Here is a 21,204-nt window from a genome sequence, read left to right as displayed (position 1 = left end):
GCCATGTTTCCAACAGCTGATCTGCTGCGCGGCAAAAAGGGCCTGATTGTCGGCGTTGCAAATGACCACTCCATCGCGGCGGGCTGCGCCAAGGCCTGCCACGCGGCGGGTGCCGATATCGCGCTGACCTATCAATCCGAGAAATCCCGGCGTTTCGTGCAGCCGGTGGCCGAGGCCGTGGAGGCCGATCTGTTGCTGCCTCTGGATGTGACCGACAGTGCGCAGACCGAGGCGGTATTCACCGAGATCGAGGACCGCTGGGGCAGGCTGGATTTCCTGCTGCACTCCATCGCCTATTGCCCGCGCGAAGATCTTCACGGCCGGGTGGTCGATTGCTCGCGCGAGGGGTTCGCCACGGCGATGGATATCTCGGTCCATTCGCTGATCCGCCTGGCCCGGCTGGCCGAGCCATTGATGGCGACGGGCGGCACCATCCTGACCGTGTCCTACCATGGGGCGGAAAAGGTGGTGGACCACTATAATATCATGGGACCGGTCAAGGCCGCGCTGGAATCCACGGTGCGCTATCTGTCGGTCGAACTGGGTCCCAAGAACATCCGGGTCAACGCAATGTCGCCGGGTCCCCTTGAAACCCGCGCCGCTTCGGGTATCGATCATTTTGACGCGCTGATCGACGACGCCAAGGCTCATGCGCCCCTGCACCGGCTGACCACCATCGAGGAAGTCGGCGCCCTCTCTGCCTGCCTGGTGTCGGATTTTGCCCGCTCGGTCAGCGGCAACACGGCCTATATCGACGGAGGACACCATGTCGTATGACGATGATGCCAACATGGAATATATCGAAAACAGGCCCTTCGACGAGATCGATGTGGGTGATCACGCCGAGCTGGTGCGCACCCTGACGGCACAGGACATCGATGCCTTTGCCGTCGTGTCGGGCGATGTGAACCCGTCCCATGTGGATCAGGAGTTTGCTCAGGGCGATATCTTTCACCGGGTGATCGCCCATGGCATGTGGGGCGGTGCGTTGATTTCCAATGTGCTCGGCACCCGGCTGCCGGGGCCGGGAACCATCTACCTCAACCAGTCGCTGAAGTTTCTGAAACCGGTCGGCGTCGGCGATACGGTCACCGTGCGCGTCACCGTGGTTGGCAAGGACGTCGAAAAGAAGCGCCTGACGCTGGACTGTCTCTGCTCCATCGGTGAGGGTGAGCCGGTGATCACCGGTCAGGCCGAAGTCATCGCGCCGGACAAGAAGATCCGGCGCCCCCGGGTGGCGATGCCCGATCTGGTAATGCACCGCAAGGGCGCCACCTTCGACCGGCTGCTGGCCGCTGCCCAAGAGGCACCCCCGCTCAGCACGGCCATCGTTCACCCCTGCGACAAGACCTCGCTTGAGGGCGCGATCTTGACCCGCGATCTGGACCTGGTCGCGCCCATTCTGGTCGGACCGCGGGCACGCATCGAAGCCACCGCTAGGGAGGCGGGCTTTGACCTGACGGGGTTCGAGATTATCGACACCCCGCACAGCCACGCCTCTGCCGAACGCGCGGTCGAACTGGTGCGCCAGGGCCGGGCGCGGGCGCTGATGAAGGGCGCGTTGCATACCGATGAAATCATGTCGGCGGCGGTCTCCAAGACCAAGGGGCTGCGCAGCGAACGCCGCATGAGCCATATCTACGTGATGGACGTGCCCACCTATCCCAAGCCGCTGCTGATCACCGATGCGGCGATCAATATCGCACCGGATCTGCAAACCAAGGCCGATATCGTGCAAAACGCCATCGATCTGGCCCGCGCCATCGGGATCGAGACCCCGAAGGTGGCGATCCTGTCGGCGGTGGAGACCATCACCCCGCGCCTGCAGTCCACGGTCGAGGCCGGCGCCCTGTGCAAGATGGCGGATCGCGGCCAGATCACCGGCGGTCTGCTGGATGGGCCGCTGGCCTTTGACAATGCGATTTCGATGCGCGCCGTGGCCAGCAAGGGGATCATCTCCGAGGTGGCGGGCCAGGCCGATATCCTGGTGGCCCCCGATCTGGAAGCGGGCAATATGATCGCCAAGCAGCTGATGTATCTGGCAGGTGCCGAGGCGGCGGGGATCGTTCTGGGCGCGCAGGTTCCCATCATGCTGACCAGCCGGGCCGATGACAGCCGCACCCGCGTGGCCTCGGCCGCGATTGCCGCCCTTTTCAACCAGGCGACACGGCCATGACCGCGATCCTGACGCTCAACGCCGGCTCTTCTTCGATGAAGTTCGCGCTGTACCGCAGCGCGGCGGAACCTGTGCAACTGCTGCACGGTCAGGTGGACGGCATCGGTCAGGCGGCACGGCTGGTCTTGCACACGCAGGACGGCAAGACCGCCCAGCCGGTGGCCTCCCCGGATCATGCCGCTGCCCTGGAGGCGGTGATGCAGGCGCTGGCGCCGCATATGAAGGGGCAGGAGATCGCAGGGATCGGCCACAGGATCGTGCATGGCGGGCCGGATTTCGCCAAGCCAGTGGTGCTGAGCACAGAGGTTCTGCAGGCGCTCACCAAGCTGGAGCCGCTGGCGCCGCTGCATCAGCCGCATAACCTGGCTGGCGTTGCCGCCGCCAAGGGAGCCTTCCCGGATGCCGTGCAGGTCGGCTGTTTCGATACGGCCTTTCACCGTGATCACCCTTGGGTGAATGACACTTTCGCCCTGCCGCGCAGCTACTATGACGAGGGCATTCGCCGCTACGGATTTCACGGGCTCAGCTATGACTATGTGACCGGGGTGATCGCGGAACGCTTCCCCGACCTGCACCAGGGCCGCATCATCGTGGCCCACCTGGGCAATGGCGCCTCCATGTGCGCGATCCGGCAGGGGCGCAGTGTCGGCTCGACCATGGGGTTCTCTGCCCTGGATGGCCTGCCCATGGGCACCCGCTGCGGGCAGATCGATCCGGGCGTTGTGCTGCATCTGATCGACCAGCGGGACATGTCTCCGCAGGACATCACCAAACTGCTGTATCGCGAAAGCGGGCTGTTGGGCCTGTCCGGCCTGTCATCGGACATGCGGGATCTGCTGGCCTCGGACCGGGTCGAGGCGGCAGAGGCCATCGACTATTACGTCTTCCGCGCCCGCCGCGAGATCGGCGCTCTGTCTGCGGTTCTGGGCGGGCTGGATGGCCTGGTGTTCTGTGGCGGCATCGGCGAAAACGCCAGCCCCATCCGCCAGCGCATCGCCGACGGGTTGGGCTTCCTCGGCATTGGAATTGATCCGGAGTTGAACCGGCAAAACGCGGAAGATATCGGCACGGGATCGACCCGCGTGATGATCATCCCGACCGATGAAGAACGCATCATCGCCCGCGCGGTTGCGGCTGAACTCTAGGCTCTGACCTTATCCCACGGGTGCAGCTTCGTTCTCTGGTAGGATCCAGCCTCTTGCAGGTAGTACTAGTTATGTTATTACGTGACACACTCTCACGACTCTCTGTATGCCCATGCCCCGTTCCTCTCGTCGCAATCTTGGTGCCACCGGCCTGCCCATCCGCAAACGGGCGGGCGATCCGATGGCAACCTATGACCGTTTGCCGCCTCAATTGCGCAGCTGGATGCAGGCTGCGGCACTGCCATGGTCGCCGAAATCCTGCCGCAGCATCTGGATGAAGGTGAAACAGCGCGGCGGCTCGGATGCGCAGGCCCTGGCCCGGCTGCAACAGGTGGAAACCGCCATGCTGAAACGCGCGGCACAGGAGCAGGAGGCAAGCGGCCTGCGCGGCCAAAGCTAAACGCTCGACAAATCGTCAATCTATCAGGCGCTTCTGGCGCTTTTACTTTCAATCCAAGGCAAAGTGATGTAAGGGCCGGGCATCTGAGACGTTGCGCCATGGCCCCGGCGCTCGAAAGAAAGATACAAGGGGGCCGGCGGCAATGGGGCCGCCACGCAAACGGGAGACCCGGGATACGCCTGGGAGAGCTCCCACTTAGGATGCTGATATGTTCAACGTTACGAAGAAATCGATGCAGTGGGGCGAGGAAACGCTCACACTGGAAACCGGCAAGGTTGCCCGCCAGGCAGACGGCTCTGTGATTGCCACCCTCGGCGAAACCTCGGTGATGGCAAACGTCACCTTTGCCCGCCAGCAAAAACCCGGCCAGGACTTCTTTCCCCTGACCGTCCACTACCAGGAAAAATACTACGCCGCGGGCAAGGTCCCCGGTGGCTTCTTCAAGCGTGAGGCCCGCCCCACCGAGAAGGAAACCCTGACCGCGCGTCTGATCGACCGTCCGATCCGCCCGCTGTTCGTCCCCGGCTTCAAGAACGAAGTGCTGGTGATGTGCACCGTGCTGAGCCACGATCTGGTCAATGACCCCGATATCGTCGCGATGATCGCCGCCTCTGCCGCGCTGACCATCTCCGGCGCGCCCTTCATGGGTCCGATCGCCGGTGCCCGCGTCGGTTTCGAGGATGGCGAATACGTTCTGAACCCGACCGTCGACGACATGCAGGATCTGCGCCTCAACCCCGAGCAGCGCCTCGACCTGGTTGTGGCCGGCACCAAGAACGCCGTGATGATGGTGGAATCCGAAGCTTACGAGCTGACCGAAGCAGAGATGCTGGGCGCCGTGACCTTTGCCCACGAGCAGATCCAGCCGGTGATCGACCTGATCATCTCGCTGGCCGAAGAAGCAGCGAAAGAGCCCTTCGACTTTGCCGCGCCGGACTACTCCGAGCTCTATGAAGCGGTCAAAGCCGCCGGTGAAGAGCAGATGCGCGCCGCCTTCGCGATCACCGACAAGCAGGAGCGCACCGCCGCTGTTGCCGCCGCCCGCGAAGCCATCAAGGAAGGCTTGAGCGAAGAACAGCTGGAAGACGCGAACCTCGGTTCTGCACTGAAGAAGCTGGAAGCAGGCATCCTGCGCGGTGACGTGGTCAAGACCGGCAAGCGTATCGACGGCCGCAAGACCGACGAGATCCGCGACATCGTGTCGGAAACCGGCCTGCTGCCGCGCACCCATGGTTCTGCCCTGTTCACCCGCGGTGAAACCCAGGGTCTGGTGGTGACCACGCTGGGCACCGGCGATGACGAGCAGTTCATCGACGCCCTGCACGGCAACTTCAAATCCAACTTCCTGCTGCACTACAACTTCCCGCCCTACTCGGTTGGTGAAGTTGGCCGCGTGGGTTCGCCCGGTCGCCGAGAAATCGGCCACGGCAAGCTGGCATGGCGCGCGCTGCAGGCGGTTCTGCCCGCAGCAACCGACTTCCCCTACACCATCCGCGTGGTCTCCGAGATCACCGAATCGAACGGCTCCTCCTCGATGGCGTCGGTCTGCGGTGGCTCCCTGTCGATGATGGACGCGGGCGTTCCGCTGAAGGCACCGGTGGCCGGTGTTGCCATGGGTCTGATCCTGGAAGACGACGGTTCCTACGCGATCCTGTCCGACATCCTGGGTGACGAAGACCACCTCGGCGACATGGACTTCAAGGTGGCCGGTACCGAGAACGGCATCACCTCGCTGCAGATGGACATCAAGGTCGCAGGCATCACGCCCGAGATCATGGAAAAAGCCCTGGAGCAAGCCAAGGCCGGTCGTCTGCACATCCTCGGCGAAATGGCCAAGGCCCTGTCGGAAACCAACGCCTTCTCCGTCCATGCTCCGCGCATCGAGACCATGAACATCCCGACCGACAAGATCCGTGAAGTGATCGGTTCGGGCGGCAAGGTCATCCGCGAGATCGTCGAAGTCTCCGGCGCCAAGGTCGACATCAACGACGATGGCGTGATCAAGATCGCCTCCTCCAACGGAGAAGCCATCCAGAAGGCCTATGACATGATCCACGCGATCGTGGCTGAGCCGGAAGAGGGCGCCATCTACAAGGGCAAGGTCGTCAAGATCGTCGACTTCGGCGCCTTCGTGAACTTCTTCGGCAAGCGCGACGGCCTGGTGCACGTCAGCCAGATCGAGAACCGCCGCCTGAACCATCCGTCGGACGTTCTGAAGGAAGGCCAGGAGGTCTGGGTCAAGCTGCTGGGCTTTGATGATCGTGGCAAGGTACGCCTGTCGATGAAAGTCGTCGATCAGGAAACCGGCGAACCCGCCGCGCCTGAAAAGAAAGAGGAAGCCGCGGACTGATCCGCAGCCTCGTCTAGACATCGAAAGGCCCCGCTGGCAACGGCGGGGCCTTTTCTTTGCCGTCGGGCATCCTCACAGATCCAGCGAAAGCCGACCGCCCCGGAAAGACCCTCTGATCAAATGACCGGGGGTGCCGATTTCTGGATGATCCTCGCTCCAGTCGCGGTAACGGTCGTTGGTCACAATCCGCGCGCCAAGATCCCGGGCCGCCATCAGGATTGCCGGATCGGCGGGCGTGCCCTTTGGTACAACCATGACCCGGTCACGCGGCAGGCCCAGCGCCTTGGCAAGGCTGCCATCGTGCATGTAGCTGCCGGACAACAGGTAGCCTGCATTGGCGTCGAAAATCACACCAGGAGCGTAGCCTTCTGCTGTCAAGCAGGACACGACCTCGCGAACGGTCTCCAGCTGCGGCACGCCATCACGCCAATGCATGACGTTTGATCCATCCAGCACGACGGGCTGTCGAGTGTCTGCCGCCTTCTCCCTGGCAGCAATGGCACGGATCAGAAGGATCAGACTGGCCAGCACCGATGGCAGGCTCAGCAACAGGAGATCCTGCAGGCCGGGCACCATGATCGCCACCAGGGTCGCCGCAATTGAAATGGAAAAAAGAACAGCCTGAACACGCATAGGGCGACCCTACGCCCGACACCCGGCAAGTCAATCCAACATCGCGGAAACGGCGCGCTTCCTTCGCTGACCAAAGCGGTTTAAGGCTTTTGCTCATGCACTCCTTGATCATCCACATGTCCGGCAATGCCAAACGCGCCGCAAATGTCGAACATCTGCTCTACACTTTGCCGCATGCCGAAGTGGCAGAGGCCGTGAACGGCCGCGACGCCGTAGCCCACAGGCTGCATCCGCTACGCAAAGGGGATTTCTATACGCCACGCTATCCCTTTCCCCTGTCACCGGGCGAGGTCGGCTGCTTCCTGTCGCACCGGACGTGCTGGCAGCGGATCGTCGATGAGGGCTGGGACCATGCGCTGATCGTCGAGGATGACCTGTCGGTGGAGCCGGAACTTTGGCAAACAGCGCTATCGCTGGTGGAAACCCATGCCGATGCCGACAGTTTCATCCGCCTGCCCGCCAAGCGGCGCGAAACCCCGGTCGCAAGCATCGATCAGAACGGCGCGGCCAAGCTGTTCCTGCCCCGCGTGATCGGCCTGCAGACGGTGGCACAGGTGGTGGGGCGCAATGCGGCGGCAAACCTTCTGGCCGCCAGCACCACCATCGACCGGCCCGTGGATACGTTCCTGCAGATGCACTGGGTGCACGGCCAGCGGATCCAGACCATCCTGCCCAATGGCGTATCAGAGCTGACCGAGGCGTTGGGCGGCTCCACCATCCAGAGCAAGAAAGGCGGCAACAAGCTGGCTCGCGAATTCAAACGCGCACTCTACCGCGCCCAGGTCGCGGCCCGCCCACAAAAGGCGTGATCGCTGGACTTCGTCGCAAGGCTGTGCAAGTCAGCATGACATGAAAGCCCCTGTTCAGAATACCACCCCACTGCGCTTTGCGCGAATTAGCGTCCCGGCCTGATCGTCGGGCCGGGTGGTCAAACTCTGAACATTCAATGCGCACCTTCTATTGCATTCCGTGCGCCTCTCAAGGTTTTCAAAATGTCCCAGATACATCCCGTGCTGCACATCCTGTGCGGCAAGATCGCATCCGGCAAGTCCACCCTGGCCCATCGCCTGAAACGCCAGGACAGTGCGGTTCTGATCGCCGAGGACGATTGGCTCAGCACGCTCTTTCCCGGCGAGATCAGCTCTGGCGCGGATTACCTGCGCTGCACCGCCAGGCTGCGCGCGGCCATCGCGCCCCATATCGTTGACCTGTTGAACGCGCGCGTCTCTGTGGTCTTGGATTTCGCAGCCAACACGGTGCAGCAACGCGAATGGATGCGCAGCCTTCTGGACCACACCGACGCGGCCCATCAATTGCATGTGCTCGATGTTCCGGATGAGGTCTGCCTGGCCCGCCTAAGGACGCGAAACGCGCAAGGCGATCACCCGTTTGCCGCCAGCGAAGAACAGTTTCACCACTTCTCGAAACACTTTGCCCTGCCCAGGCCGCAAGAGGGGTTCAATATCGTGTTTCACACCGCCGCCGACGAGGAATCCCCGAAATGACAAAGGGGCCGTGCGGCCCCCTTGCAAACTTCAAAATGGTCTTCCGGCTTATTCCGGCGCCTTGGTCTTGCGCAGGTAGGGGAAGATGGTTTCGAACGCGCCGAATTTCGCCTTGGCGTCTTCGTTCGACACGCTCGGCGGGATGATCACGTCTTCGCCCGGCACCCAGTTCGCGGGGGTGGCTACGCCATTGCCGGTCGCCATCTGCAGACCGTCCAGCGCGCGCAGGATCTCGGCAAAGTTGCGGCCCACCGACATCGGGTAGGTCATCGACAGTTTCAGCTGCTTGTCGGGGCCGATGATGAAGACCGAACGCACGGTGGCGCTGTCGGCCGGGGTGCGACCATCGGGCAGGTAGGCTTCGGCGGGCAGCATGTCAAAGGCCTTGGACACCGCAAGACCTTCGTCCGCGATGATCGGGAACCCGGCAGAGGCCTTGGCGTAGCTCTCGATATCGCCCTTCCACTTCTTGTGGTCCTCGACACCATCGACGGAAACACCGATCACCTTGGTGTTGCGCTTGGCCCACTCGTCGGCCAGCTGCGCCACGGCGCCGAACTCGGTGGTGCAGACCGGGGTGAAGTCCTTGGGGTGGGAAAACAGGATCGCCCAGCTGTCACCGATCCAGTCATGGAAGGTGACGGTGCCCTGATCGGTCTCGGCGGTGAAATTCGGAACCACATCGTTGATGCGCAAACCCATGGAGGTCTCCTCTTCGCATTCATATTCAGTTTTTGATACGTATCTTGCTACGCAAGGTAATCAATCCCGGCGCAGGTTAAACCCCTGATGTGACAAGACCAGCACAAAAGCGCCAATTCCCTGCGACAAAACGGAAAATCTGCATTCACCAGACAGGTTTGCACGAGAGGTAATTTGATCAAATTTTTTCATGCGGCCTTGCCCATGGGTCAATGCAATGACACAGTGGCGCGCGAAAGGGTCGGCATGACCCCGCAATGCGTCTGATTTTGGGAGATCCGGACATGATCGAGAAACGCGACTTTTACATCAACGGCCAATGGGTTGCTCCGGCGGCCGCGAAGGACCACCAGGTCATCGATCCCTCCACAGAAGAGCCCTGCGCGGTGATTTCCCTCGGCAGCGAGGCGGACACCAATGCCGCCGTGGCCGCCGCCAAGGCCGCCCTGCCCGGCTGGATGGCCACCCCGGTGGAAGACCGGATCGCGCTGGTGGAAAAGCTGATCGAGATCTACCAGGCCCGCAGCGAAGACCTGGCCCAGGCCATGTCTACCGAGATGGGCGCCCCGATCGACATGTCCCGCAGCGAGCAGGTTGGCGCAGGCATCTACCACCTGAAGAACTTCGTGCGCGCGGCCAAGGCGTTCGACTTCGAACGCCCGCTGAGCGACCGCTTCCAGAACGACCGGATCATTTACGAGGCCGTGGGCGTTGCCGCCCTGATCACGCCCTGGAACTGGCCGATGAACCAGATCACCCTCAAGGTGGGTGCTGCCGCCATCGCGGGCTGCACCATGGTCCTGAAGCCGTCGGAGGAAAGCCCGCTTGATGCGATGATCTTTGCCGAGATGATGGACGAGGCAGGCTTCCCCGCCGGTGTCTTCAACCTCGTGAATGGCGATGGCGTCGGCGTCGGCTCACAGCTGTCGTCGCACCCGGACGTGGACATGGTCTCCTTCACCGGCTCGACCCGCGCGGGCACCGCGATCTCCAAATCCGCAGCCGACACCCTGAAAAAGGTCCACCTCGAGCTGGGTGGCAAGGGCGCCAATGTGATCTTTGAAGACGCCGACGAAAAGGCGGTGAAGCGCGGCGTGCTGCACATGATGAACAACACCGGCCAAAGCTGTAACGCGCCGTCGCGGATGCTGGTGCAGAAGGGCATCTACGATCAGGCCGTCGCCACCGCCGCCGAGGTTGCCGCCAAGGTCACCGTCGGCCCCGCCTCGCAGGAAGGCCGCCACATCGGCCCCGTGGTGAACGAGACCCAATGGAACAAGATCCAGGACCTGATCCAGAAGGGCATCGACGAAGGCGCCCGCCTTGTCGCCGGTGGCACCGGCCGCCCGGATGGCCTGAACAAGGGGTTTTACGTCAAGCCGACCGTCTTTGCCGATGTGAACAACCAGATGACCATCGCCCGCGAAGAGATCTTTGGCCCGGTCCTGTCGATCATCCCGTTCGAGACCGAGGAAGAAGCCGTCGCGATCGCCAATGACACCCCCTATGGTCTGACCAACTACGTGCAGACCCAGGACGGTGCCCGAGCCAACCGCATGGCCCGCGTGCTGCGCTCGGGCATGGTCGAGATGAACGGCAAGTCCCGCTCCCCCGGCGCGCCCTTTGGCGGCATGAAACAGTCCGGCAACGGTCGCGAAGGCGGCATCTTCGGGATCGAAGACTTCCTGGAAGTGAAAGCCGTCGGCGGCTGGTCCACCGACTGATTTTCGCACCCTTTGAAATCGCAAAAGCCGCCCTCATCCGGGGCGGCTTTTTTGTAGTGAGATATGCAAATCGCGTTGGTCTGCTTTGAGCCCAAAGTTGACCAATGCTGCACGAGACATCAATGTCGGCTCCAGCACTAAAGCCTATTATGAATGGTTGTGCGCCATGCACCAGTAAACCAAGCAAGAGAGTTGTGAGATACGCATGAGCTTCAAATATCCGGAATGGTTCAATCCCCAGCCCACACTAAAGAGTGACGCACTTTTGTTGCGACCACTGGCCGAAGAAGATCGTACCGCGCTGACAATAGCTGCCAGCGATCCGGCTATATGGGCTGGGCATCCAGCACGAAACAGATATCAAGCAAGCGTCTTTTCCAACTATTTCGACGCGCTTCGTGATATCGGCGGGTGCCTTCTGGTCCTGGACCAAGACAATCAGGAAGTGATCGGCTGTTCCGCGTTTTACACAGACGATAATGCACCGTCCCGGCTTTCTATTGGCTTCACGTTTCTGACCTGTGATCACTGGGGGGGATCAACAAACCGCGCAATGAAGCGTCTGATGCTCGATCACATTTATAGAGGTGCGTCGGAAGCATGGTTTCATATCGCACCGGAGAATTTTCGATCGCAGGCAGCCACCAAAAAGCTGGGAGCGGTGTTTACCCATGAGGACAAAATGGACTTGGGCGGCGGACCACAGCTGTGGCAATGCTACTGTCTCACCCGCGAAACGTGGACTGCAAAAGACACTGAAAACGGCAATAGCTGACAATCGGGGGCGTTGTAGGAACGGCAGAAAAGTCCGCAAACCGGACGAACACGCCTTACAGACACCGCCTCCCCCTCACACCCAAACCTGATCCGGATCCGGCAGCGGGATGGCTGACAGCAGCTCCTGCGTGTAGGGCGCTGTGGGGGCGGCGAACAGGTCTGCCGTCGCGGCATTCTCGACGATTTCGCCCTGGTAGAGCACCAGAATGCGGCTGCACAGGCGGCGGATCACCGACAGGTCGTGGCTGATGAAGGCCAGCGTCAGCCCAAGTTCACGCACCAAGTCTTCGAGCAGGTTCAGCACCTGCGCCTGACTGGAGACATCCAACCCCGAGACGATCTCATCCGCGAGGATGAAATCGGGGCGCAGGGCGATGGCGCGGGCGATGCCGACGCGCTGACGCTGCCCGCCCGACAGCTCATGCGGATAACGGCTGGCAAAGGCGCGGGGCAGGCCGACCATATCCAAAGCCTCCTTCACGCGGGCATCGATCCCCTCCAGCCCCTGCAGGCGCAACGGCCCTGCAATGATCCCGCCCACCCGGCGGCGTGGGTTGAGCGAGGACAGGGGATCCTGAAAGATCATCTGGAACCGCCGTCGCAGGGGGCGCAGATCCTCCTCGCCCATATGGGTGATGTCTGTCCCCTCGAAATCGATCTGGCCGCTGTCCGGTTCGATCAGCCGGATCAGGGCGCGCCCTAGGGTGGACTTGCCCGAGCCAGAGCCGCCGACGATGCCCAGCACCTCTCCTTTCGGGATCTGGAAACTCAGACCTTTCAGGATCTCGATACGGGGGGCGGGGCCCAACAACGGCTTGCGCGACATATCAGGAAAGCTGAGCCGCAGATCCTTCACGTCATAGATCACATCGCTCATGCCGCGCCCTCCATTTGTCGGTCAAAGGCCGCAACTTCTTCCTCCACCGCGCGGATCACCGCATCGGGGACCGGGGTCAGGCTGCCGTCCGGGTCGGTGTATTTCGGCGTCGCCGCCAACAGGGCCGCGGAATAAGGGTGACCAGGGCTGGCGAAGAAATCGCGCACCTGCGTGTCCTCGACCACCATGCCGGAGTAGAGCACGCTCATGGTCTGGCAGACCTTGGAGACCACGCCCAGATCATGGGTCACGAACAACAGCGCGGTGCCATGGCGCTGCTGCATCTCGGCGATCAGCCGCAGGATCTGTTTCTGCACGGTCACATCCAGCGCGGTTGTCGGCTCATCCGCGATGATCAGCTTCGGCTCTGCCGCAAAGGCCGAGGCGATGAGAATCCGCTGGCGCATCCCGCCCGACAGCTCGTGCGGATAGGCGCGCATGACGCGGGCGGGATCGGGGATATGGACCTCATTGAGCAGTTCCAGCGCGCGGGCCTCGGCCGCCTTGCGCGACCAGCCAAGGATATCCACCAGCCGATTGGTGATCTGCGGCCCCACCCGGCGCGAGGGGTTGAGCGCGGTCAGCGGGTCCTGCGGGATCAGCGCAACCTTGGCCCCGATCCTTTGGCGGCGCGCCCGAGGGGAGAGCTGCTCCAGATCCTCGCCATCAAGGATAATCCGCCCACCGGTGACAGACAGCGCCTGCGGCAGGGTGCCCAGCACCGATTTGCCGATCATGGATTTGCCGGCACCGCTTTCGCCGACCAGGGCACGGACCTCGCCCGCGGCCACATCGATGGAGACACGGCGCAGGATCGGCGTCTGCCCCCGCAGCCGGACGGTCAGGTCTTGAATAGACAGAAAGCTCATCGCAGCACCGGGTCGAAATGGTCCTTCAGCCCCTCACCCAATTGCGAGAAACTGAGGACGGTGAAGAACAGCGCCACCAACGGGAAGACCAGCACCCACCAGGCCTGATGGACGGAGGTGCGCCCTTCGGCGATCATGCCGCCCCAGGTGGGCGCATCGGTGGAGATCGAGAGGTTCACAAAGCTGAGGATCGCCTCGACGATGACTGCGATGCCCATTTCCAGCGTCAGAAGGGCGACGATGGTGGGCAGCACATTGGGCAGGATCTCGGTCAGGGCGGTGCCAAACCGGCTGCGCCCCACCACTTGCGCCGAGGCGACGTAATCCATCTTGGACTGGCTCATCGCCTCGGCCCGGATCACGCGGGCGAACCGCGTCCAGTCGATCACCACGATGGCGATGATGATCGAGGTCATGCCGGTGCCAAGGACGGCGATCAGCAGGATCGCGAATAGCACCGGTGGAAAGGCCATCCAGATGTCCACAAGGCGCGAGATCACCAGATCGGCCCAACCACCGTAATAGCCCGCGATCAGCCCCAGCGTGGCCCCGATGAGGCAGGTCAGAACGCCTGCGATCAGCGCCACCGTCAGGGCAAGCCGCGCACCATGCAGAATACGGCTCAGGACATCGCGGCCCAGGGAATCGGTACCCAACCAGTAATTGGGATCAGCGCCCGCCTGCCAGAAGGGCGGCATGCGCCCGGCGAACAGATCCTGCGCCAAGGGGTCATGCGGGCTGATCCAGGGTGCCAACAGCGCGGCCAACACCAGAATGGTGATCCAACCGCCTGACAGCCACAGGCGCAGGCCGGGTTTGCGAGAGTGTGCTCGGATATCACGCATGGCGCAGCCTCGGGTTCAGGGCGGCATAGGTCATGTCGACGACCAGGTTGACCACGGTGAAAATCAGGGCGAACAGGATCACGATCCCCTGGATCAGCGGCAGATCGCGGTTGATGACCGCATCGATCGCCATGTTGCCAAGGCCTTCGTAAGAGAACAGCCGCTCCACGATCACCGTGCCGCCAATCAGGAAGGTGAACTGCACGCCCACCAGGGTCAGCGTCGGCAGGATCGCATTGGGCAGCGCCTCGCGGGTGATGATGCTGGTCTCCGAATACCCCTTGGTGCGCGCTAGCGTCACTAGTCCAGATGCATGGTTTCTTTCAGTGACTGTTTAAGGAGCTGCGAAATGATCGCCGCCAAGGGGATCGCCAGCGCCAGCGCAGGCATGAACATGTGGGCAACGATATCGGCCCAGACATCGAACCGCAGGCGAATGAAGCTTTCCCAAAGGTAGAAATTCGACTGGAACTCGAAGCCCAGCGAGGGCGAGATGCGCCCCGAGATATGGAACAGCGGCCAGAGAACGCCGAACAGCAGGATCAGCACCAGCCCCCAGAGGAAATCCGGCACCGACAGCGCCATGCCGCCAGTGACGTCAATGGCGCCCTCAACGCGTGTCCCCCGGTAAAGCGTCGCGGTCAGTGCCATGGCGCCGCCCAGCGCCACAGCGATGACCAGTGCCATCACTGATAGTTCCAGCGTGGCGGGCAGGCGGCCCAGAACCAGCTCCGACACCGGCTGGCGCAGCGAAATCGAGGTGCCGAAATCCCCCTGAAGCACGCCTCCTGCCCAGATCAGAAACTGTTCGGGGATGGATTTATCAAGGCCGTAAAGTTCTTGAAGCCGCTGGATATCCGCATCGGTGGCCCCCGGCGGCAGCATCATGGCAATCGGGTTGCCCGGCACCACGCGGATGACCACAAAGACGATGACCGCTACCCCGACCAGCGTCACAGCCGTGGCCGCCAGCCGCGCGATCATTCTGCGCAGGATCTGCATTCTCTACCTTCGTTCTGTCAGGTCGTGAAAAAGGGCAGCGGGGGTCGGCGCAATCAATCCGCCCCCGCCGCCAAGGAAGACGTGGTGTCAGGCCCGCGTCATCAGGTGGGGCAGAAGCGCCCCGGAGGCATGGGGAACCACCTTGATCTGGTCGCTGTGCAGGATCGGCTGCACATATTGCAGCAGCGGAATGACCAGCGCATTGGCGGCGATGAAGCGGTCCACCTCTTTCCAGCCATCGATCCGCTTGGCCTCATCGGCCTCACCCCACAAGGGCAGGATCTTCTGCATCAGGTCTTCGCCGTCCCAGACCGAATGCGGCGAGGGGCCGAACATGGCAAAGCCGGTCGAGGTGGTGGGATCGCCGATCGAGTTGCCCCAGTTGTAGAAGGCCGCAGGTGCCAGCGTATCCGCCGCGCGCAGCTCGTAATGCTTGGCGATCTCGTAGACTTCGATCTCGGCCTCGATGCCGACCCGGCGCCACAGGCCGACGATGGCCTGGATGATCTCATAGTCCTTGGGCTTGAAGCCGCGGGTGGTCTGGATGGTGAATTTCACCGGATTGTCCGGCCCATAGCCTGAGGCAGCCAGCAACTCCTTTGCCTTTTCCGGGTCATAGGCGACCTTGATCGAGGCATCATAGGCCGAGTAATCCGGCGTCTGCAGCGTGTCGATGGCAACGCCATAACCCGACAGCAACCGGTCGATGATCAGCTGCTTGTCGATGGCGTGGGCCATGGCCATACGCACATTGGCGTCCTTCATCACCTCCACATCATTGATGAAGATCATGCCGATATCCGACACCGGCGCGGCGGTGCCCATGATGCCGGATTTCTCCTTCAGGCGGTCGAACTCCTCATAGGGCATTTCCAGCGTCACATGAGCGTTGCCCGATTCCACCTCGGCCACACGGCTGGCGGCATCGGTCACGAACTTGATGGTGACGGATTTGAACTCGGGCGCGCCGCCCCAGTAGTTTTCATTCGCCTTGAGACGCACGAAGGCGTTGCGCTCGAACTTCTCGACCATATAGGGGCCGGTGCCCACAGGCGCGGCTTCGAACCCGTCGGCGCCGACGGATTCATAGTATGTCTTGGGCAGGATATAGCCGGTGAGGAAGCTCATCCATTTGAAGATCGTCGGCTCATAGGCCAGCACATCCGCCGTCACCCGGTTGCCCTCGATCGCGTAATTGCCGATCTTGCCCCAGATGAACTGGATCGGGTTGCCGGTCTCGGGGTTGCCCGCGCGCTCCAGCGACCAGGCCACGTCCTCGGGCGTCAGGGGATCGCCATTGTGCCAGGTCACCCCTTCGCGCACATCCATCCAGATCTTGGTCTTGTCCTCGTTCCAGCCATAGCCGGTCAGGATGCCGGAGCCGAAGGACAGATCCGGGTTCTGCGGGATGAACAGGTCAAACACCGACTGGTAGATGCCCTGGATGGTCGGGTTCACCGCCGAAGGGCCCACGGTCGGATCCCAGCTTGGCAGGTTGACGTTATAGGCGATCACCAGCTCCTCGATCCCGGCGGCAAAGCTGGGCAGGCTGGCCCCCGCAAGGGCCACGCTGGCGGCGGTACTTTGTAATAACGTGCGTCTTGTCAGTTTCATTGTGCTTTTCCCTGTTGGTTGGACGACCGGCCTGTTGTTTTTGTTAGGCACCGGCCAGTTTTTGCCCGAGCAGATATCCCGCCCCGGCTCCGGTTCCCGCGCCTGGCCAGACCGCCGCCCCGGTGTGATAGAGATCACGAATGGGGGTAGAGCCGTCAGCGAACCCGCGCAGGGGCCGGAACATGAAATGCTGGTTCAGATGGTGACTGCCGCAGACCTGATCCCCGCCCACAAGGTTCGGGTTGTCGGCCTCCAGCATGGCGGGAGTCACGATATGCTGGCCAAGGATCTTTGCCCCTGTGCCGGGTGCATAGGTTTCAAGAATATCGAGCGCGCGATCAGCCATCGGCTGCGCCGCGTCAGCCCAGTCGGTTGCGGTGATCTGCCCGGCAGCATCGCCCTGGATCTGCCCCGGCGCCATGCGCACCTGCAGCCACAGGACATGCTTGCCCTCGGGCGCTCGGCTCGGGTCCACGGCGGTGGGCTGACCGCAGACGATCACAGGTTCATCCGGCAACAGCCCCGCCTTCGCCTGCGCATAGGTGCGCGCCATCTGATCCAGGCTCGGCGCCATATGCACATAGGCAAAGCGTTTCAGATCGTCGCCTGCCGCCCAATCCGGCAGACCCTCCATCGCGAGGTGGATCATCATGGTCCCCGGCGCATGGGCGAAGTTCTCCATGCCCCGGTCATAGCGTTTGTCTGGCGTGCCCCCGGTCAGGCGCAGCATCGCCGCAGGGGCGACATTGGCGATCACCGCCCGCTTCGCCTCTACCCGCGTTCCATCTGCCAGCTCGATACCCGTGGCGCGTCCGCCCGCATGCAGGATGCGCGAGACTTCGGCCCCGCAAATCACAGATCCGCCGCGCGCCTCGATCATGGCCACCATGGCCTTGATCATGCCGTCGGCGCCGCCCTGCCCCAGCACCATGCCAAAGGCCTGATTGACCTGGCCTTCAAGGTAGGGAAACAGCGCACCGCCCGCCACATCCGGGGCAAAATCCAGGTGCATGCCCCAGGCCGCCAGAAGTGCCTGCACCTTGGGCGACTGGAAGGTCTCTTCCAGCCAGCTGCGCGGCGAGGAGGCCAGGAATCGCCCCAGATCCATCAGGCCCGCAGATCCCATCTTGCGCCAGGACTTCCAGCCCAAAGATGCAAATGCACGTTTATTAATCGAACTCCCGAGCAGCGCGAATAAAATCTCGGCACGGGCAGGAAATTCTGCGCCAAGGGTCTCCCAGGTGTCTCCGTCGGCCGCGTTTTCAGCCGCAATCCGCGCCGCATTCGCAGCCGAATCGGTACCGACCCCCAGCCAGGTTTGATCCGGAAAAACCGAGGCAAAACACTCTGCAGCCGGGGCGAATCCAAGCCCATGCCCGGCCAGTTCATCTGCGTATTTTTGATGGAATGCAGACCCTGCGAAGAGCGACAAGTTCATCGCCGCCCAGTCATGGCGGAAGCCAGGAAGCGTGTATTCTCCGGTCTTTACGGCCCCGCCCGGCACCTCGGCACGCTCATAGACGGCAACCCGCCAACCCTTTGCCGCAAGATGTGCAGCGCAGGCCAGAGAGTTGTGGCCGCTTCCGATAATGACTGCATCCGGCGTCACGGACATGGGTGGAATCCCTTATTCTTCACATATTGATATTTGCAAATGCATTTAAATCTGTCTAGCATGGATTTGTCATCGCACGAAAGCGGCACCAATAGACCGCGCACAACACGGGAGGCGATAATGACCGCAACAACCGCATTGGACGGGCTTGGCGCCAAGCTTTTGACCGGAGAGATCGAAGTCGTGGACTGCAGCGGGGTGCTGGGCCCCAACACTCCGATCCTGCAACTGCCCGAGGATTTCGCGAAGAACACCCCCAAGGTCGAGATCCACAAGATCAGCGAATACGACGAGGACGGCCCCTTCTTTGCCTGGAACTGGATGAAGCTGGGCGAACACACCGGCACGCATTTCGACGCGCCGCACCACTGGATCACCGGCAAGGATTTCGAAGAGGGCTATACCGATACGCTGGACGTGCAGCGCCTGGTCGCGCCGGTCAATGTGCTCGACTTCTCCAAGGAGTGCGGCGCGGATGCCGATTTCCTGCTGACCATCGACCACGTCAAGGCCTGGGAGGCCGAGCATGGCGAGATCAACGCCGGGGAATGGGTCGTCCTGCGCAGCGACTGGGACCAATACGCCGACGACGAGGCCAAGTTCCTCAACGCCGATGAAACCGGCCCGCACACTCCCGGACCGACCGCCGAGGTGATCCAGTATCTGGTCGACAAGGGCATTGTCGGCTGGGGCAGCCAGTGCATCGGCACCGATGCGGGCATGGCCGGCGGCATGACCCCGCCATTTCCGGCGCATAACCTGCTGCATGCCAACAACCGCTTTGGCCTCGCCTCGCTTGCCAATCTGGACAAGCTGCCCGCCAAGGGCGCCATCCTGATCGCCGCGCCGCTGAAGATCCAGCGCGGCACCGGCAGCCCGATCCGCGCCCTGGCGCTGGTCCCGAAGGGATAAGACCAGATGGCCGCCGCCCCCCACATCATCATCGGCACCGGGATCAATTCCCTGGTCGCCGCAGCGCTTCTGTCCCGCAAGGGGCAGCCGGTGCTGATGCTCGAACGCTCTGATCGGATCGGCGGCTGCATGCGCACCGATGAGATCACGCTGCCGGGCTATGCCCATGATGTGATGGCGGCGACCTTCGTTCTGTTCCTGACCTCCCCCGCCTATGCAGAACTGGCCGAGGATCTGGGCAGGCACGGGCTGGAGTTCTGCCACACGGCCCATCCCACGGCGGTGCTGCGCCCCAATGGCCGCGCCACGGTACTGACCATGGACCGCACCGCCAATATCGCGGCCTTTGATGCGCTCAACCCCGGTGACGGAGCGCAGCATGGCCGTGATGTGGGTGGGATCGCAGCGGATGCGGAGTTCCTCTTTGCGCTGCTTGGCGGCTCTCTGTGGTCGCTTGGCACCGCGAAACTGCTGGCGAAACAGGCCTGGAAGCGCGGCCTCAACGGTCTGAAATCCTGGGTCGGCGCGGCGCTGCAACCGGCGCGCGGCTGGCTGGAATCCTCTTACGGCTCCGAAGACATGCAGGCGCTTTGGGCGCCCTGGGTGCTGCACTGCGGGCTGACACCGGAAAGCACCTATTCCGGGCAGATGGGCCGTGTCATTGCCTTCGCGCTGGAGGCCGCCGGAGCACCGGTGGTCAAGGGCGGCGCCGGTGCGGCAGCCGTAGCCTTTGAACGGCTGATCACCGCCAATGGTGGAGCGATCCGCACCAGCACGGATGTGGCCCGGATCATGACCCAGAACGGCCGCGCCGTGGGCGTGGAAACCAGCGATGGCGAGGTGATCCATGGCGCCTCGGTAATTGCATCCGTCACGCCCTCGCAGCTTTATGGTCGTCTGTTGCCACAGGAAGATGCCCCCGAAGCCATCAAGAGCTACCGCCATGGACGCGGCAATTTCCAGCTGCACTATGCGCTGGACGCCACCCCCGAATGGCTGAGCGAGGGGCTGGAGGATGTCGCCCTGATCCACCTGGCCGACGGCGTGGACAGCGTGTCGAAGTCCGCCAACGAGGCGGAGCGCGGCATGCTGCCCGAAACCCCGACCATCTGCGTTGGCCAACCGCACCGCATGGATCCTTCCCGCTGCCCCGCAGGCAAGGCGATCCTCTGGCTACAAATCCCTGACGCCCCCCGTGTGATCAAGGGCGATGCCGCAGGCCAGATCGAAACCAGGCCGGAGTGGGATGACACCACCCGCGAAGCCTTTGCCGACCGGATCGAGGCGATCCTGGCGCGCCACATCAAGGATTTCGACAAGATCAAGCTCGCCCGCCGCGCCTATTCCCCTGCTGATCTGCAGGATCTGAACATGAACCTGGTGGGCGGCGATCCCTATGGCGGCTCCTGCACCCTGGACCAGTTCTTTGTCTGGCGCCCCTTCCCGCAATCGGTCAATAACGCCACCGCAGTGAAGGATCTGCATATGATTGGAGCCGCGACCCACCCCGGACCTGGCCTGGGCGGCGGGTCCGGCTACAACCTTGCAAAAAGGATGGGTGCATGAACGAGGATGATGTTGTGACGCGGGAACCGCAGGTGGCGGACACCCCGCGGCTGGGAGAGATCGGGCTGGAGAATTTCCCGCCCTACCTGATGAACCGCATAATGGGCCGCTACAACGCCTCCCTACGCGATGAAATGGCAGCCCTCGGCCTGACCACGCCCAAGATGCGAACCCTCGCGGTTCTGTCGGTGCTGGATGGTCTGTTGATCCGGGAACTTGCCGTCTATGCGGTGGTGGAGCAATCGACGCTCAGCCGGTCGCTGGACAAGATGGAGAAGGAAGGGCTGATTGCCCGCCGCCCCGATCCCGACGACAGCCGTGCCACCCGCATCTACATGACCCCCAAGGGGCGCGAGACACAGGATAAGCTCTGGCCGCATATCGCCGAAGCCTACGGGCAGATGTTCAAGGGCATCAGCGAAGAAGAGCAGCGCCAGTTCGTGACCACCCTGCAAACCATCCTGCGCAACGTGCGCGTGCACCAGATCTGAT

General features: G+C 62.5%; 21 protein-coding genes. 12 read left to right on the top strand and 9 right to left on the bottom strand.

Going from position 1 to position 21,204, the window contains the following annotated elements; genetic code table 11:
* The first annotated feature begins 21 nt into the window (after positions 1–21).
* The 5 genes from fabI (at position 22) to pnp (ending at position 6,071) form a co-directional block, all read left to right on the top strand.
* Positions 22–777: an enoyl-ACP reductase FabI gene (fabI, locus tag PXK01_RS06800; RefSeq protein WP_274859449.1), complete on the top strand. Its 756-nt coding sequence runs from the start codon at positions 22–24 to the stop codon at positions 775–777.
* Positions 767–2,176 (top strand): bifunctional enoyl-CoA hydratase/phosphate acetyltransferase, encoded by a 1,410-nt coding sequence (locus tag PXK01_RS06795; protein WP_274859390.1) that lies wholly within the window; start codon positions 767–769, stop codon positions 2,174–2,176. The genes fabI and PXK01_RS06795 overlap by 11 nt, the downstream gene beginning before the upstream one ends.
* Complete coding sequence (locus tag PXK01_RS06790) at positions 2,173–3,321, top strand: acetate/propionate family kinase (protein WP_274859388.1); 1,149 nt, start codon at positions 2,173–2,175, stop codon at positions 3,319–3,321. Before PXK01_RS06795 ends, PXK01_RS06790 begins: the two co-directional genes overlap by 4 nt.
* Positions 3,322–3,427: 106 nt before the next feature.
* Positions 3,428–3,721, top strand: a complete 294-nt coding sequence (locus PXK01_RS06785) for a DUF6525 family protein (RefSeq protein WP_274859386.1) — start codon at positions 3,428–3,430, stop codon at positions 3,719–3,721.
* A 208-nt stretch (positions 3,722–3,929) separates the two neighbouring features.
* On the top strand, positions 3,930–6,071 hold the full coding sequence (pnp, locus tag PXK01_RS06780; RefSeq protein WP_274847031.1) for a polyribonucleotide nucleotidyltransferase: 2,142 nt from the start codon (positions 3,930–3,932) through the stop codon (positions 6,069–6,071).
* Positions 6,072–6,143: 72 nt separating this feature from the next.
* Here the strand turns inward: pnp and PXK01_RS06775 are convergent, their stop codons facing one another.
* Positions 6,144–6,704 (bottom strand): NYN domain-containing protein, encoded by a 561-nt coding sequence (locus PXK01_RS06775; RefSeq protein WP_274859385.1) that lies wholly within the window; start codon positions 6,702–6,704, stop codon positions 6,144–6,146.
* A gap of 95 nt (positions 6,705–6,799) precedes the next feature.
* Here PXK01_RS06775 and PXK01_RS06770 point away from each other — a divergent pair, with 95 nt between their 5' ends.
* Both PXK01_RS06770 and PXK01_RS06765 read left to right on the top strand, forming a co-directional pair.
* A complete protein-coding gene (locus PXK01_RS06770) occupies positions 6,800–7,513 on the top strand; it encodes a glycosyltransferase family 25 protein (RefSeq protein WP_274859384.1) in 714 nt (237 codons plus the stop codon).
* A gap of 183 nt (positions 7,514–7,696) precedes the next feature.
* On the top strand, positions 7,697–8,209 hold the full coding sequence (locus PXK01_RS06765) for an AAA family ATPase (RefSeq protein ID WP_274859383.1): 513 nt from the start codon (positions 7,697–7,699) through the stop codon (positions 8,207–8,209).
* A gap of 48 nt (positions 8,210–8,257) precedes the next feature.
* On the opposite strand, the gene PXK01_RS06760 is transcribed toward PXK01_RS06765, so the two are convergent.
* Positions 8,258–8,911 (bottom strand): peroxiredoxin, encoded by a 654-nt coding sequence (locus tag PXK01_RS06760; protein ID WP_274859381.1) that lies wholly within the window; start codon positions 8,909–8,911, stop codon positions 8,258–8,260.
* A gap of 284 nt (positions 8,912–9,195) precedes the next feature.
* On the opposite strand from PXK01_RS06760, the gene PXK01_RS06755 reads away from it, so the two are divergent.
* Both PXK01_RS06755 and PXK01_RS06750 read left to right on the top strand, forming a co-directional pair.
* Entirely contained in the window at positions 9,196–10,635 is a 1,440-nt protein-coding gene (locus PXK01_RS06755) for an aldehyde dehydrogenase family protein (RefSeq protein ID WP_274859380.1), read from the top strand.
* Positions 10,636–10,840: 205 nt separating this feature from the next.
* Entirely contained in the window at positions 10,841–11,410 is a 570-nt protein-coding gene (locus tag PXK01_RS06750) for a GNAT family N-acetyltransferase (RefSeq protein WP_274859379.1), read from the top strand.
* Positions 11,411–11,485: 75 nt separating this feature from the next.
* Here the strand turns inward: PXK01_RS06750 and PXK01_RS06745 are convergent, their stop codons facing one another.
* The 7 genes from PXK01_RS06745 to PXK01_RS06715 all read right to left on the bottom strand — a co-directional run bounded on the left by PXK01_RS06745 (position 11,486) and on the right by PXK01_RS06715 (position 18,234).
* A complete protein-coding gene (locus PXK01_RS06745; protein ID WP_274859378.1) occupies positions 11,486–12,289 on the bottom strand; it encodes an ATP-binding cassette domain-containing protein in 804 nt (267 codons plus the stop codon).
* Positions 12,286–13,158, bottom strand: coding sequence for an ABC transporter ATP-binding protein (locus PXK01_RS06740; protein ID WP_274859377.1), 873 nt, complete (start codon positions 13,156–13,158; stop codon positions 12,286–12,288). The genes PXK01_RS06745 and PXK01_RS06740 overlap by 4 nt, the downstream gene beginning before the upstream one ends.
* A complete protein-coding gene (locus PXK01_RS06735) occupies positions 13,155–14,003 on the bottom strand; it encodes an ABC transporter permease (protein WP_274859376.1) in 849 nt (282 codons plus the stop codon). The genes PXK01_RS06740 and PXK01_RS06735 overlap by 4 nt, the downstream gene beginning before the upstream one ends.
* Positions 13,996–14,304: an ABC transporter permease subunit gene (locus tag PXK01_RS06730; protein ID WP_274859374.1), complete on the bottom strand. Its 309-nt coding sequence runs from the start codon at positions 14,302–14,304 to the stop codon at positions 13,996–13,998. The genes PXK01_RS06735 and PXK01_RS06730 overlap by 8 nt, the downstream gene beginning before the upstream one ends.
* Entirely contained in the window at positions 14,304–15,005 is a 702-nt protein-coding gene (locus tag PXK01_RS06725; protein ID WP_274859373.1) for an ABC transporter permease, read from the bottom strand. The genes PXK01_RS06730 and PXK01_RS06725 overlap by 1 nt, the downstream gene beginning before the upstream one ends.
* Positions 15,006–15,092: 87 nt before the next feature.
* Positions 15,093–16,619, bottom strand: coding sequence for an ABC transporter substrate-binding protein (locus PXK01_RS06720; protein ID WP_274859371.1), 1,527 nt, complete (start codon positions 16,617–16,619; stop codon positions 15,093–15,095).
* Between the two features lie 43 nt (positions 16,620–16,662).
* A complete protein-coding gene (locus PXK01_RS06715; RefSeq protein WP_274859369.1) occupies positions 16,663–18,234 on the bottom strand; it encodes a phytoene desaturase family protein in 1,572 nt (523 codons plus the stop codon).
* Positions 18,235–18,354: 120 nt separating this feature from the next.
* On the opposite strand from PXK01_RS06715, the gene PXK01_RS06710 reads away from it, so the two are divergent.
* Genes PXK01_RS06710 through PXK01_RS06700 form a run of 3 tightly spaced genes read left to right on the top strand, consistent with a single transcriptional unit; the run spans position 18,355 to position 21,203 of the window.
* Entirely contained in the window at positions 18,355–19,146 is a 792-nt protein-coding gene (locus tag PXK01_RS06710) for a cyclase family protein (RefSeq protein ID WP_274859368.1), read from the top strand.
* 6 nt (positions 19,147–19,152) lie between these two features.
* Positions 19,153–20,712 (top strand): phytoene desaturase family protein, encoded by a 1,560-nt coding sequence (locus tag PXK01_RS06705; protein WP_274859367.1) that lies wholly within the window; start codon positions 19,153–19,155, stop codon positions 20,710–20,712.
* Entirely contained in the window at positions 20,709–21,203 is a 495-nt protein-coding gene (locus PXK01_RS06700; RefSeq protein ID WP_274847015.1) for a MarR family winged helix-turn-helix transcriptional regulator, read from the top strand. The genes PXK01_RS06705 and PXK01_RS06700 overlap by 4 nt, the downstream gene beginning before the upstream one ends.
* Position 21,204: the final 1 nt, after the last annotated feature.

The sequence above is a fragment of the Phaeobacter sp. PT47_59 genome (assembly GCF_028890025.1).
In the GTDB taxonomy this organism is placed as follows: Bacteria; Pseudomonadota; Alphaproteobacteria; order Rhodobacterales; family Rhodobacteraceae; genus Phycobacter.
The sequence above is the reverse complement of the archived record's forward strand: the minus strand, read 5'-3'. Positions and strand labels throughout refer to the sequence as shown.

What these genes read in the sequence shown, in the direction of transcription:
- PXK01_RS06795 (WP_274859390.1), top strand. Translation starts at nt 767, where the DNA reads ATGTCGTATGACGATGATGCCAACATGGAATATATCGAAAACAGGCCC.
- PXK01_RS06790 (WP_274859388.1), top strand. Translation starts at nt 2,173, where the DNA reads ATGACCGCGATCCTGACGCTCAACGCCGGCTCTTCTTCGATGAAGTTC.
- PXK01_RS06785 (WP_274859386.1), top strand. Translation starts at nt 3,428, where the DNA reads ATGCCCATGCCCCGTTCCTCTCGTCGCAATCTTGGTGCCACCGGCCTG.
- pnp (WP_274847031.1), top strand. Translation starts at nt 3,930, where the DNA reads ATGTTCAACGTTACGAAGAAATCGATGCAGTGGGGCGAGGAAACGCTC.
- PXK01_RS06775 (WP_274859385.1), bottom strand. Translation starts at nt 6,704, where the DNA reads ATGCGTGTTCAGGCTGTTCTTTTTTCCATTTCAATTGCGGCGACCCTG.
- PXK01_RS06770 (WP_274859384.1), top strand. Translation starts at nt 6,800, where the DNA reads ATGCACTCCTTGATCATCCACATGTCCGGCAATGCCAAACGCGCCGCA.
- PXK01_RS06765 (WP_274859383.1), top strand. Translation starts at nt 7,697, where the DNA reads ATGTCCCAGATACATCCCGTGCTGCACATCCTGTGCGGCAAGATCGCA.
- PXK01_RS06760 (WP_274859381.1), bottom strand. Translation starts at nt 8,911, where the DNA reads ATGGGTTTGCGCATCAACGATGTGGTTCCGAATTTCACCGCCGAGACC.
- PXK01_RS06755 (WP_274859380.1), top strand. Translation starts at nt 9,196, where the DNA reads ATGATCGAGAAACGCGACTTTTACATCAACGGCCAATGGGTTGCTCCG.
- PXK01_RS06750 (WP_274859379.1), top strand. Translation starts at nt 10,841, where the DNA reads ATGAGCTTCAAATATCCGGAATGGTTCAATCCCCAGCCCACACTAAAG.
- PXK01_RS06745 (WP_274859378.1), bottom strand. Translation starts at nt 12,289, where the DNA reads ATGAGCGATGTGATCTATGACGTGAAGGATCTGCGGCTCAGCTTTCCT.
- PXK01_RS06740 (WP_274859377.1), bottom strand. Translation starts at nt 13,158, where the DNA reads ATGAGCTTTCTGTCTATTCAAGACCTGACCGTCCGGCTGCGGGGGCAG.
- PXK01_RS06735 (WP_274859376.1), bottom strand. Translation starts at nt 14,003, where the DNA reads ATGCGTGATATCCGAGCACACTCTCGCAAACCCGGCCTGCGCCTGTGG.
- PXK01_RS06725 (WP_274859373.1), bottom strand. Translation starts at nt 15,005, where the DNA reads ATGCAGATCCTGCGCAGAATGATCGCGCGGCTGGCGGCCACGGCTGTG.
- PXK01_RS06720 (WP_274859371.1), bottom strand. Translation starts at nt 16,619, where the DNA reads ATGAAACTGACAAGACGCACGTTATTACAAAGTACCGCCGCCAGCGTG.
- PXK01_RS06715 (WP_274859369.1), bottom strand. Translation starts at nt 18,234, where the DNA reads ATGTCCGTGACGCCGGATGCAGTCATTATCGGAAGCGGCCACAACTCT.
- PXK01_RS06710 (WP_274859368.1), top strand. Translation starts at nt 18,355, where the DNA reads ATGACCGCAACAACCGCATTGGACGGGCTTGGCGCCAAGCTTTTGACC.
- PXK01_RS06705 (WP_274859367.1), top strand. Translation starts at nt 19,153, where the DNA reads ATGGCCGCCGCCCCCCACATCATCATCGGCACCGGGATCAATTCCCTG.
- PXK01_RS06700 (WP_274847015.1), top strand. Translation starts at nt 20,709, where the DNA reads ATGAACGAGGATGATGTTGTGACGCGGGAACCGCAGGTGGCGGACACC.